The sequence below is a fragment of the Catenulispora sp. EB89 genome, from assembly GCF_041261445.1.
Lineage (GTDB): Bacteria > Actinomycetota > Actinomycetes > Streptomycetales > Catenulisporaceae > Catenulispora.
The window spans coordinates 117960-130361 of sequence record NZ_JBGCCU010000012.1 but is presented as its reverse complement, the minus strand read 5'-3'; the positions used below and the strand labels follow the sequence as shown (position 1 = coordinate 130361).

Here is a 12402-nt window from a genome sequence, read left to right as displayed (position 1 = left end):
GGAACTGTGTCTGTCGTCGAGATCCCTGTCGTGGTGTCAGGAGGCGAACTTCGGGCCCAGTGCCGCGTCGGCGACCAGCTGCACCGCGCCGAAGCGCAGCAGCACCCGGCCGTCGGGGCGGCAGGCGGTGACAGTGCCCTGAGCCACCGAGCCGTTCACGGTGAGGGCGTCGACGACCACCAGGAACTCGCCGGTCGCCGGCAGGCCCTCGTACACCTCGACCGCGCCGATCGCCGTCGGCAGACTGTTCAGGCCGGTGATCCGGTGCACCTGCACCAGGGCCGCCTGCAGCAGCAGGTCCGCCGATTCCGGGGAGTAGTGCCCGGCGGCGAACTCGCCCCCGCCGAGCCGGACCTCGACCGGACGGCACACCGCCACCAGCCGTCCGTCCGGAGCTGCGACCGTGCCGGTGATCCGGGCCAGCGCCGGACCATGGAACAGCACACCGGTGTCGTACGCCGTGACCGGCTCGACCTCGGTCATGGACGGCAGGCTCACGGTCGGCGCGACGCCGGCGGGTTCCGTCGGCACCTGCGCCCGGAAGCGCGGGCGGCCCGAGGAATCCGTGACCAGCACCTGCTTCCCGGTCACCATCAGGTCCAGGTGCTCCGGCGCGTTCTCGTCGAAGACCACGCCCTTCAGGACCGAGAAGTCCTTCAGCCTCGTCACTTCACCGCCGCGCAGGCGCTGCATCGTGCCGAGGATGGCACCCACCGCCGCGGTGGCCGGCAGCACCGGGATGCCGCCGATCGCGTGGTCGGCCAGGAGTTCGCTGTGCGCCAGTTCGGTCGTCGCCAGCCGCAGGACCGTCTTCGCCTCGCCGAGCTCACGCTCGGGACGCGCCGACAGCGGCTGGTTCGGACCCACCACGCACACCACGTCGTGCGAGCGCGCGGCGCTGAACTGCCCGGTGAAGAACTCCACACCGGTCTGCAGCGGGATCAGCGTCACGCCCCGCTCGGCGAACATCCGCTCCAGCGCCGGCGTCACCATGCCGCCGGCCCAGGCGCCCCAGTTCACCGAGGTGACCCGGGTGGCCGGAAGCCGCCGGCGCAGCGTCGTGGCGACGCGGTTGAGCGCTTCGTTGGCGCTGGCGTAGCTGGACTGCCCGCGGTTGCCGAAGAACCCCGCGACCGAGGAGAACAGCACCACGTGCCTGAGCCGGTCCTCGTCGACGGCGTCCAGCGCCGAGCGCAGTCCGGCCAGCTTGGTGGCCAGCACCGGGCCGACGTCGGCCGCGCGCTGGTCGACGACCGCCTTGTCGGCCAGGACGCCCGCGCCGTGGATCAGACCGCTGATGCGGTCCCGGTACGGGGCCAGCGCCTTCGCGGTGGCCGCGGCGTCGGTCACGTCCACGGCCAGGTACTCGGCCGTGGCGCCCGCCGCCTCGATGGCGGCCAGCGTCTCCCGGATCTCCCGGGAGGCGACCAGGCCGCGGTAGACCCGCTCGACGTCCTTCGGCATCGGCTTCGCGCCGCCGGCCCGCAGGTCGGCCACGATGGCGCCCTTGAGGGCGTCGTCGGGGACCCCCGCGGCGTACGCCGGCTCCTCGACCAGCGGGCTGCGGCCGAGCAGCAGCATGCCGCTGCGGTAGCGCCGGGCCAGGCCGATCGTGCAGGACGCGGTCACGCCGCGCCCGCCGCCGGTGACCACGAACAGGTCCTCCGGCGTGGGCTCGGCCACCGACTCGCCCTGCGGGAGCAGCGGATCGGTGCCGTCTTCCAGCGACACGGCCGGGGTGCGGCGGACCGGGGTGGTGCGATCCGGGTCCGCCGCCACGCCGACCTCGGTCACCGCGGTGTCGGCGTCGCTGATCTCGGCGATCAGCTGGGCCACCGCGGCCTCGACACCGAGCTCGGGGCTCAGGTCGAGGGCGCGGCAGAACAGCGTGGGCGCCTCGATCGCGAAGGTCTTCACCAGGCCCGCCAGCCCGCCGAGCAGTCCGGCGGCGTCGGTGCCGCCGGAGTACCCGACCAGGCCGTCGATCCGGCTGACCGTGACGAAGGCGGCCCGGCCCTGCTCGGCCGCCGACTCCAGCGCACGCTGCGCGGAGGCGGCGACGAGCAGCGCCGACTGGAGGGTGTCAGCGGACTGCGACCAGTCGGCCGGGGCGTCCGGGGCCGTGAAGACCACCAGGTCCAGCCGGCCGGCCGGCGGCTCGTCACCGAGCCGCACGGTCCAGCCCGCCGCGGCGAGTGCCGCGGTGAGGGGTTCGGTCAGGGCGCTGCCGGCGCCGGCGAGCAGAGCCACCGGCTGCTCGGCGTACGCCCCGACCAGGGGGAGAACAGAGGGGATCTGAAGAAGGCGCGCCTGCATCCGTCCGATGCGGGACGCGCCGTCAGCTTTTGGGTGGTTCGCCTCCGCGCCGTTCGTCCCGGATATCGCACCGGCGATGAAGGTCACGATGCCGCCGAGGCTGCGCATCTCGCCCATCTGCTCCGGACCCGCCTGCGGGCTGTCCGGGAAGCGCTCCTGGAGCGCGCCCATGATCTCGACGCGCTTGATCGAGTCGATGCCGAGGTCGGCCTCGACGTCCATGTCCAGGTCGAGCATGTCGGTCGGGTAGCCGGTCTTCTCGGACACGACGTCCAGCAGAACCTGCTTGACGGTCTCGGTGACGTCGCCGGCCGGGGCCGCGGGAGCGGCGGGGGCGGCGGCGGCCGGAGCCGGGGCGGGGGCGGCCGGGGCGACGGCCACCGGAGCCGGGGCCGGAGCGGCCGGGGCGACCGGAGCAGCGACCGGGGCCGGAGCGGCGGGAGCCACGACGGTGGCGACCGCGGCGACCGGAGCAGCCGGGGCGGCCGGGGCTGCGGCGATCTGCGCGACCGGAGCGGCGATGGCCTGGCGGGGAGCGGAGTAGTTCATCTCCGTCCGCGGCCGCGGCAGCTGCTCGACCGTGTGGCGGACCGGCGCGGGAGCCGCGCCGCCGAGGCCGGCCTCCAGGTACGCGAAGCCCAGCAGCACCTCGCTGGCCTGGCTGTGCGCCTGGCCGATGGAGACGCTGTGGTCGCTGACCGAGGCCAGACCCGCGACCGTGCGGTCGTTCAGAGTCCCCTGCAGAGCGTCGTGCTCCAGGATGCCGCTGAGGCGCTCGGCCAGGCGCAGCTGGCTGCTCATGTACTCGCGGTGCAGCGCCAGGTGGTCGCCGGCCAGGCTGTTGTCGTACCCGCCGGACACGGCCGCGCCGGCCGCCGCCGGGGCGGCGTACCCGTTGCCGTTGCCGTTCCCGTTGGTGTGGCTGTTGCCGGCGGCCGGAGCCGCCGCGGGCGGCGCGGGCACGCGGTACCCGTTCTCGAGGTCGTCCCGATAAGCGCTGCGGCGCTCCTCGGAGACGTAGTTGACGCCGTTCAAGGGAATCCTCATTCCTTTCTTGCCTTCGACTGCTTCCGGGGTCGGAACGCTGTAGCGGTTGAAGCCGGACAGCGGCAGTCCGAGGACCGCGAGCCGCGCTGCGAGTTGCTTGAGGGACCGGTCGCCGTCACCCTTCGGACCGGCGTCGGAGGACACGACGACGACGTCGTCGTGGTGGTCCAGGATCTTGCGCACCAGGCCGGAGAGCACCGTCTTGGGGCCGAACTCGACGAACACCCGGTATCCGGCCTCGTACATCTCCTGCACGCGCGCGGCGAAGGCCACCGGCTTGGTGAGCTGGCCGACCAGGACCGCTCCGTTGGCCTCCAGGTCGTCGCCGTACCCGGCGCCGGCGGTGTTCGCGTACACCGGGATCTGCGGGGTGCCGACCGGCACCTCGGCCACGGCCGCCCGGAACGCCGGGACGCCGTGCTCGACGTACGAGGTGTGGAACGCCGCGGACACCGGCAGCAGGGTCGCGCCCAGGCCGAGCCCGTTGGCCTCCTCGGCGAACTTGCGCACCGCCTCGGTGCCGCCGCCGACCACCGTCTGCTCGGGGGCGTTCAGGTTGCAGACCACGACGTCCGAGTGCTTCTCCAGCAGCTCGGCCAGTTTCTCCGGGGCGCACTTCAGCGAGGCCATGGTGCCCCGGTCGGAGGCGCCCTCGGGGAGCTGGGCCATGGCCTTGCCACGAGCCCGGGCCAGCGTGTGGAAGCCCTCGTCGTCCAGCGCCCCGGCCGCCCACAGCGCGGTCAGCTCGCCGAAGCTGTGGCCCAGCGTGCCCTCGGCGAGGAAGCCGAGCTCGGTCAGGTAGCGGTACTGGCCCGCGGACAGCGCGCCGATCGCGGGCTGCGCGTAGTCGGTGCGCCGCAACGCCTCTTCCTGGCGCGCCGCGGTCTCGGCGTCGAACGCCTGCGGCGGGTAGAGCACGCGGTTCAGCGGCTCGTCCGGGTCGGAGATGCGGCTGGCGTCGTCCAGCGCCGCCCGCACCGGCGGCACGGCTGGCGCGGCCTGCACACCCATCGCGACGTACTGGCTGCCCTGGCCGGCGAACAGCGCGGCGACCTTGCCCGGCACACCCGCCTCGCGGCGGTACCAGACCCCGCCGGGGAGTTCGAACGCTGCGACGGTACGGTCCGCACGCAGCTTGTCGACGGCCTTGTCGCGCAGCGTGGCCAGCTCGGCCTCGTCGCGGGCGACTACCGCCAGCCGAGCCCGGTCCGCCGCAACCGGCGCATCCACGCTCTCGCCCTTCGGGCTCGCCGCGACGGCGGCCAGAAGTCCCTCGACATCCGCACCCTGCCACAGGTGCACCTGGTATCCGCGGTGCAGCACCCTGAGTTCGGCTCCAGCGGGGTCATACTCCTCCAGCACACAGTGGAAGTTGGTGCCGCCGAACCCGAACGAGCTGCTGGCCGCGCGCCGCTTCTCGCGGCGGGGCTCCAGGACCCACGGCCGGGTCGAGGTGTTCACCCAGAACGGCGAGTTCGGGAAGTCGGCCGCTTCCTTGGGCTTGTCGACGTTGATGGTCGGCGGCAGCACCTTCTGGTGCAGCGCCAGCGAGAGCTTGATCAGCCCGGCCGCGCCGGCCGCCGCCTTCGTGTGGCCGATCTGCGACTTCACACTGCCGACCGCGACGAACTGCTTCTCCTCGCTGGCCGCGGCGAACACCTCGCGCAGCGCGGACAGCTCGGTGACGTCGCCGACCGCGGTGCCGGTGCCGTGGCACTCGACCAGGCCGACCTGCTCCGGGCCGAACCCGGCGTCGTTGTAGGCGCGCTGGAGGGCGACGACCTGGCCTTCCTTACGCGGGGCGTAGATGCTCTTGAACCGGCCGTCGCTGGAGCTGCCGATGCCGCGCAGGACCGAGTAGATGCGGTCGCCGTCGCGCTCGGCGTCCTCCAGGCGCTTCAGCGCGAGCATCCCCATGCCCTCGCCGATCATGGTGCCGTCGGACTTCTCGTCGAAGGGCCGGATCACACCGGACTTCGACAACGCCGGGGTCTTGCTGAAGCACAGGTACATCAGGATCGTGTTCTCGGCGTCACAGCCGCCGCTGATCATCAGGTCGGCCCGGCCGGAGACCAGTTCGGCGACCGCCATGTGCACGGCCGCCAGGGAGCTCGCGCACGCGGCGTCGACAGTGCAGTTGGTGCCGCCGAGGTCGAAGCGGTTCGCGATCCGGCCGGCGACGACGTTGCCGAGCATGCCGGGGAAGGAGTTCTCCTCCCAGGGCGCGAAGGCCTTCACGAACTTCGCCGCGATCTCGTCGGCGTCCCGGTCGGACAGGCCGCAGCTGCGCACGACCTCCTTCAGGACCGGGGTCTGGAGCCGGGTGGCCAGCGGCTGGGTCAGCGAGTTGGCACCGGTGATGCCCAGGATGACGCCGGTGCGGCTGGAGTCGTACCACTTGGAGTCCAGCGCGCCGGCGTCGGCCAGCGTCTGCTTGGCGACCACCAGGCTCAGCAGCTGGAGGACGTCGGTGACCTCGAGCTGGTTCGGCGGCAGGCCGAACTCCAGCGGGTTGAAGTCGACCGTCGGGATGAAGCCACCCCGCTTGACATAGGTCTTGTCCGGGACGGTGGGATCGGGGTCGTAGTAGTCCTCGATCTTCCAGTGCGACTCCGGCACGTCCTCGATGCAGTCGGCGGCCTCCACCACGTTCGTCCAGAACTCGGAGAGGTCGGCCGAACGCGGGAACAGCGCGCCCAGACCGACGATGGCGATCGGCGTGTCGCTGAGCTTCGTCTGAGTGTCCATAGTGCTTATCCCTTGGTCGCCGGCGGTCGTGTCAGATCGCCGCGAGGCGGTCCTTGGCGGAGACGATGTATCGAGCGAGCTCGTCGATGGTCGGGTGGTACCAGAGCGCCGTGGTCTCCAGCTCGAAGCCCAGCCAGGACTCCAGCTCGTTGGCCAGCACCAGGGCTTCGGTGGAGTCCAGGCCGAAGGAGTCGAAGAAGTCGCTGATCGAAATCTCGGTGGTCTCGACCTGGAGCTTCCAGGCGATCTTCTCGATCAGCCAGCTCTGCACCTGCTCGACGGTCAGGGTGGCGAGGTCGACTTTGTCGGTCACGGTCAAACTCCAAAAGGTGTGGGGCCGGTTAGGTGTGGGGCCGGTCAGCCGGCGTCGCGGTCGGACAGGCTGCGTACGACCGCGTCCGCCGCGGCCGCGCCGGAATCGAAGCCCGACTCGTGGCTGCCCACGATGTCGATGCCCATCTTCCGGGAGTGGAAATAGGAGCCCGCGAATTTCACCCGCGAATCCCCTGCGTTAATTTCGTGAATCGTCGACTGCAGATTCCGGGCCTCCACGGTGAATACCGGGTGCCGGTAGTCGAATTCGCGGATGATCTGGTCCGGCTTGACGTCGAAGGGATAGTCCAGGGTCAGGAAGTAGTCCTTCTCGCTGGTGAAGTCGTGCAGCGAGTTGAGGTAGTACACGACCCAGGTGCTCATGTCCTGGTCGCTGCCGGAGCGCGCGTAGTTCCAGCTGCGCCACTTCTCCCGGTCGGCGGGCATGCACGCGACGTCGGTGTGCAGGGCGGCGCGCGTGGTGTTGTACTTGACCGCCTCCAGCATCCGCTGCTCGGGGGTGACCTCGGCCAGCAGGGCCAGCGCGTCGTCGGCGTGCGCGGCGATGATGACCTCGTCGAAGCGCTCGTTTCCGGCGGCGGTCGACACCGTGACGCCGTCCGGGCCGGGGGTGACGCGCTCGACCCCGGCGCCCAGCCGCACGTCCTGGCCGGCTTCGGAGAGCTTCGCCAGCGCGGCGCGGACGTAGTTGATGCTGCCGCCGCTGACCGTGCGCCACGGCGCCGTCCGACCGCCCAGGCCCTCCCGGCCGTGGCCGAGGAAGAACGCGATGACGGTCGCCGCCGGCATGTCCCAGATCCGGTCCGCCGGCACCGACCAGGCCGCGGTGGCCACCAGCACGACGAAGCCGTAGCGGAAGGCGTCGCTGTAGCCGTTGCTGGTCAGGTACTCGCCGAGCGACATCTCGGCCTGCTTGCGGATGAAGTGCCGGGGCGACTCGGTGTAGAAGCGCTCCGCCTCGGCCCACAGCTGCACGAAGTCCTCGGGGTACTTGGCGCGGATCGCGGCCTCGTCCAGCTCGAAGTCGTCGGAGACGTAGCAGATGCCGGTGTCGGCGTTGTGGAAGCTGAAGCGGCCCGGGTGGTCCTGGCAGGCGACCCCGAGGTCGGCGAAGAACTGGGTGATCCTCTGGTAGTGCGCCTCGTTGTAGACGATGAACGCGGTGTCCAGGCCGATGGTCCGGCCCGCGTCGGTCACCTCCACCGAGTTGGCGTGCCCGCCGGCGTTCGACTCCTTCTCGAAGACCGTGACGTCGGCCCGTCCGCGCAGGTGGTAGGCGGCCGAGAGACCTGATATCCCGGCACCGACCACAGCAACCTTCGCCATGCCCATCCCTTTCTGCTTTGTTCGCGATCCAACGGATCTCAGTCGCGGGACCCCAGGCCGACCGGCGTCCCCCGGCGGTCCCCGAGCACGGAGGAGACCGTGTCCAGGACGCCGGCGCGGCAGTCGTCGAGGTAGAAGTGACCGCCGGGGAAGATCCGCAGATCGAACCGGCCGAGCGTGTGCCCCGCCCAGGCCGCGGCGTCCTCGACGCCGGCCTTCGGGTCGTCCTCGCCGACCATCGCGGTGATGTCGCAGGACAGCGGCGGAGCGGAGTCGAAGCGGTAGGTCTCGATGGCCGTGTAGTCGGCGCGGATCGTCGGCAGCACGAGGTTCAGCAGCTCCGGGTCCGCCAGGACCCGCGGGTCGGTGCCGCCCAGCGCGCGCATCTCCTCGATGAGCGCGGCGGTGCCGGCCCGGTGCAGCTGCTCGTGCCGGTGCCGGGACGCGGCCCGCCGGCCGGAGAGGAACAGATGCGCCGGCCCCGCGGCCCCGTCCCGTTCGATCCGGCACGCCACCTCGAAGGCGAGCGTGGCCCCCATGCTGTGGCCGAAGAACGCGTACGGCTCGTACAGCCGCGGCCGGATCGCCGCGTAGATGCGGTCGGCCAGCTCGGGGATGCTCAGAACGCAGGATTCCGCGCGGCGGTCCTGGCGGCCCGGATACTGCACGGCCACCACGTCGATGTCGGCGGGCAGCGCCCGGGACCACGGGAAGTAGTAGCTGGCGACGCCGCCCGCGTGCGGGAAGCAGAACAGGGGCATGCCTTCTGCGGACTGGCGGTAAACGCGGAACCAACTGTCACCGTCGATATTCGTCACCGCTATCACCTCTCCTGTTCCCGATACAGAAAGCCGATTTCTCGGTCAGGATCGACCGTATCCGGCGAACCAATTCTCCGGACCCCCTATCAGACCCCTACTTCCCGGCCCCGCATTGCTCGGGGATCGACAGTGTTACTACGCTCGAAATCCAATGGCCAGGCGCCGGACACCGCGGACGGGACAGGCGAATGCTCAGCATGGATGAAGTCGACGAACTGCTGGCCCGGCAATGGCACTTCCCCGACGGAGCGGATGCGGCGGCGCTGACGCAGCTGTGGGGGGTGGCCGCGGCGCGGGGGTGGTTCGGGGCCGGGGACGGCGGGGACGCCGGGGACCTCGGCGGGCTCGACGACCTCGACGGCGTCATGGCGCTGGTGCGGGCCACCGGCGCGGCGGCCTGTCCCCTGCCGGTCATGGACGGCTTCGTCGCGGTGGAGCTGCTGACGAATCCCCCGGGGAACTCGGCCACGCGGGAGCTGTCCGCCGCCGTCTCGACGGGAGATGTCAGGATCCTGGTGGTGGCGGCCGACCCGACGGTCGAGACGGTGCCCTTCGCGGAAGGCGGGATAGCGGCCTCTCACGTGCTGCTTCTGCCGCCCGGCGGCGGATGCGCGTGGGTGCGGCCGGTGGAGTTCGCCGTCCCGGTACCGGGGCTGGCCGCGCCGGCGTGGGCCCGGCTGCATCTGGGCGTGCCGGAAGCCGTGTTCGACGTCGACCCGGAGCCCGCGGCGCGGGCGTTGTCGCTGCTCAGGCTCGGCCTGGCGGCGCGGGCGATGGCGGCGGCGCGGCGGACGCATGACGCGTCCATCGCGCATGCGAAGGTGCGCAAGCAGTTCGGCCAGACGATCGGTGGTTTCGGCGCGGTTCAGCAGCGCACGGCCAGTCGTGAGATCGAGCTGGCTGCCGGTGAGCTGCTGATAGCGGACGCCGTTCGGAGACACCGCATCGAGGCGCCGGACCGGATTCTGGCCACGGAGCTCGCGGTATCGCATGCGGCGGTTGTCGCGCCGCGCGTGCAGCTCAGCGCACATCACACGCTCGGCGCGGGAGCGTACTTCGAGGGACACGACGGGCCCTGGCTGTTCCGCCGGGTGCACGCTGACATCACGCTGCTGGATGCCTGCCCGCCGCCGCAGGGATCGGTGGCCGACATCCTGATCGCATCCGCCGACGGCCTGCCCGCTGTGGATTCCACGGTGGGCGCGACGGCGATTCGGGAGGAGGCGCGCGCCTTCTGCGCCGCGCACCACACCGGCGACCGGCAGTTCCACAAGGGCGACGACGCGGGTGTGGTGGCGGCGATGGCCGCTCGGAAGTGGTTCGGGATGACGTGGCCCACCGCCGACGGCGGGAGCGAGGCGACGCTGACGGAGCAGCTCGCGGTCCACGACGAGATCGCGTATCGGCAGCTGCCGGTCGCCAACGCGGTCGCGGCCGTGTCGGTGGTCGGTGCGCCGCTGGTCAGATACGGGACCGCCGAGCAGAAGGCGCGGTATCTGCCCCGGATCCAGGAGGGGAAGCTGACCTTCTGCCTCGGCTACAGCGAACCCGAGGCCGGCTCCGACCTCGCCTCACTGCGCACCACCGCCGTCCGGGACGGCGACGGCTGGGTGATCAACGGGACGAAGGCCTGGATCACCAACGCCGGCACCGCCGAGTACATGTGGCTCGCCGCCCGCACGAACCCGGACGCGAACCCCCCGATGGCGGGTATCAGCATGTTCATCGTGCCCATGGCGACGGCGGGGATCAGGACGGAGCCGCTCCAGGCGCTGTCGGGGCAGACGTGCGGGACGGTGACTCTCAGGGATGTCCGCGTGGACGACACCGCACGCGTCGGCGCGGTCGACAGCGGCTGGCAGGTCATCACGGAGACGTTGACCGGCGAGCGCCTGCTGCTCGCGGCGGAACTCGCCGGGATCTCGCGCCGGCAGCTCGACGAGTTGCTGACTGCGGCGCGCGCCTCAGCTGACGGGAGCGCCACCGATGCCGTTGGCATTGCCCATCCCGCCGGGGTTGCCGGGATTGCCGGTATCACCGATCCCGCCGGCATCGGCCTTCCCGGATCCGCGAAGCGAGCCGCACTCAGCACCGTGGCCGTCCAGGTCCAGGCGGTATGCGTCCTGCTCGCCGAGGCCGCCCGCAAAGCCGAGTCCACCACCAACCCGCACGCCGCCCGCCTCACCGCAGCAATGGCCGGCGTCCTGGCTGCGGAAACCGGCGGACAACTCGCCGAGGAAGCCCTCCGCATCCTCGGCCCCACGGCCGCCATCAACACCCCCGACGCCCCCGGCGCCGGCATCTTCGAGCAGGGCCTACGCCTGTCGGTGCTGGCATTCCTCGGCGGCGGCACGAACGACGTGCAGCGCGGGCTGATAGCGCGCGGACTCGGCCTGATCTGACCGGCCCCTGCCCGATTAGGGGTCCGCACCCCTAGTAGGGGTCGCCGTACCTACGCCACAACAGTCGCCGCCCGAGGGGATGCACGCACCCCCTCGGCTTCGGCATGCCTGCACGATCGCACCGCCGCCCCGACTTCCCGATGCTTGAAGGAGCCTTCGGACCGGGCACGAGCGGGAGACCGGAGGCCCGCGTTCCAGGGGGTGCCGGTATGCGAATCAAGGCCATACGTGCTGCGGCTACGCCAGCCGACGCGAACGATCGGCGACGTCATCGCGGTGGGCGACATACAGCACCGGCAGCGGCGGTATCGGGGCCAGCGGCAGCTCCCCTGGACCCGACCGGCCTCGCCGCAGCACTCGGCACCCTACTGCAAACCGTGGCCCGCCCCACCACCCTGAAAGCCGCCGACCTCCCACGATTCCCACCGCACATCGAAACCTGCGTCAACTTCTGTCTCGCAGCCCTCCTCCGCGACTGGCCACCCGGCGAAGCCCGCCTCCTGATCGCCCTCTCGGCACAGGACGGCCGCCTCGGCGTCGTCCTGTTCGACCCCGAAGCCTCCGACATCTCCCACATAGCGACCACAGCCCGCTGGCACGTCGTCGCCAACCGCATCGCAGCCCTCAACGGCACCCTCGCCGCAAGCCCCAACTTCGGCGGCCTGATCATCACGATCGACATCCCCGCGACGGGCCACGCGCCGACTTAGCGCTCCTCGCCTGGCTCCTCGGCCGATGGCGACTCGTCCTTCCGCAGCGGCCGAGGCCGGTACCCAGAGCATGCCCGCGCTGGCACCGAACTGACCCAGATGCACACTCACGACGAATACGCCGACGCCCGGCACCAGGTAGAGGAGCAAGCACGCCGCAGCCACTCGGCGATCCGTCTTGGACAGTGCATTGATACACGCGAAGAACGCGTGCCATCTCCTCGGGGACGGCAGCGACAGCAGCAGCGGTGATCGGGTCGTCGATCGGCACTTGCGTTCCGATGCGGCAGGTGTCGTCGAAGACGTATACCCGGCGCGACAAAAGCAGCGGGCCGACGACCAAGCAAAACCGTGGCCGCGCGGCAACGCAGCTACCCGACCTCCCGCATCCACGCCCGGTCCGCAATCGCCTCCGTGACACCCCAACGCTCCTCGACCGCGATCTGCGCCGGCTTCAGCTGCCAGTTCGGCTCGAAGCGCGGCCGCACCGTACTGCGCGGCCGAACCTCCCCACGCCAGCGCCGCCGGTACGGCACGATCCCCACGCCGACCACCACCGCGGCCAGCACCGCGAGGCCGCCCAGCATCACCACCGGCCCCATCGGCCCATCGCCGGCGGCCGCCACGCCGATCATCAACGCCACGCACCACGCCAAAGCCCCCAGCAACAGCACCGCGTCCACGTCGCCAACCCCCGCC

Annotated in this window: 7 protein-coding genes; 2 read left to right on the top strand and 5 right to left on the bottom strand. The window is 71.3% G+C overall.

Features of this window, described 5'->3' with window-relative positions:
* Window positions 1-36: 36 nt before the first annotated feature.
* The 4 genes from ABH920_RS25200 to ABH920_RS25185 are packed head-to-tail and all read right to left on the bottom strand — an operon-like array spanning window position 37 to window position 8588.
* Window positions 37-6111: an SDR family NAD(P)-dependent oxidoreductase gene (locus tag ABH920_RS25200; protein WP_370351586.1), complete on the bottom strand. Its 6075-nt coding sequence runs from the start codon at window positions 6109-6111 to the stop codon at window positions 37-39.
* Between the two features lie 31 nt (window positions 6112-6142).
* Entirely contained in the window at window positions 6143-6424 is a 282-nt protein-coding gene (locus tag ABH920_RS25195; RefSeq protein ID WP_370351585.1) for an acyl carrier protein, read from the bottom strand.
* A 44-nt stretch (window positions 6425-6468) separates the two neighbouring features.
* Window positions 6469-7770 (bottom strand): NAD(P)/FAD-dependent oxidoreductase, encoded by a 1302-nt coding sequence (locus tag ABH920_RS25190; protein ID WP_370351584.1) that lies wholly within the window; start codon window positions 7768-7770, stop codon window positions 6469-6471.
* 38 nt (window positions 7771-7808) lie between these two features.
* Window positions 7809-8588, bottom strand: coding sequence for a thioesterase II family protein (locus ABH920_RS25185; RefSeq protein WP_370351583.1), 780 nt, complete (start codon window positions 8586-8588; stop codon window positions 7809-7811).
* A gap of 200 nt (window positions 8589-8788) precedes the next feature.
* Between ABH920_RS25185 and ABH920_RS25180 the strand changes: the two genes are divergently transcribed.
* Together ABH920_RS25180 and ABH920_RS25175 are read left to right on the top strand one after the other, a co-directional pair.
* Window positions 8789-10993, top strand: a complete 2205-nt coding sequence (locus tag ABH920_RS25180; RefSeq protein WP_370351582.1) for an acyl-CoA dehydrogenase family protein — start codon at window positions 8789-8791, stop codon at window positions 10991-10993.
* Between the two features lie 377 nt (window positions 10994-11370).
* Entirely contained in the window at window positions 11371-11703 is a 333-nt protein-coding gene (locus tag ABH920_RS25175) for a hypothetical protein (protein ID WP_370351581.1), read from the top strand.
* Between the two features lie 371 nt (window positions 11704-12074).
* On the opposite strand, the gene ABH920_RS25170 is transcribed toward ABH920_RS25175, so the two are convergent.
* Complete coding sequence (locus tag ABH920_RS25170; protein WP_370351580.1) at window positions 12075-12386, bottom strand: hypothetical protein; 312 nt, start codon at window positions 12384-12386, stop codon at window positions 12075-12077.
* Window positions 12387-12402: the final 16 nt, after the last annotated feature.

What these genes read in the sequence shown, in the direction of transcription:
- ABH920_RS25200 (WP_370351586.1), bottom strand. Translation starts at nt 6,111, where the DNA reads ATGGACACTCAGACGAAGCTCAGCGACACGCCGATCGCCATCGTCGGT.
- ABH920_RS25190 (WP_370351584.1), bottom strand. Translation starts at nt 7,770, where the DNA reads ATGGCGAAGGTTGCTGTGGTCGGTGCCGGGATATCAGGTCTCTCGGCC.
- ABH920_RS25180 (WP_370351582.1), top strand. Translation starts at nt 8,789, where the DNA reads ATGGATGAAGTCGACGAACTGCTGGCCCGGCAATGGCACTTCCCCGAC.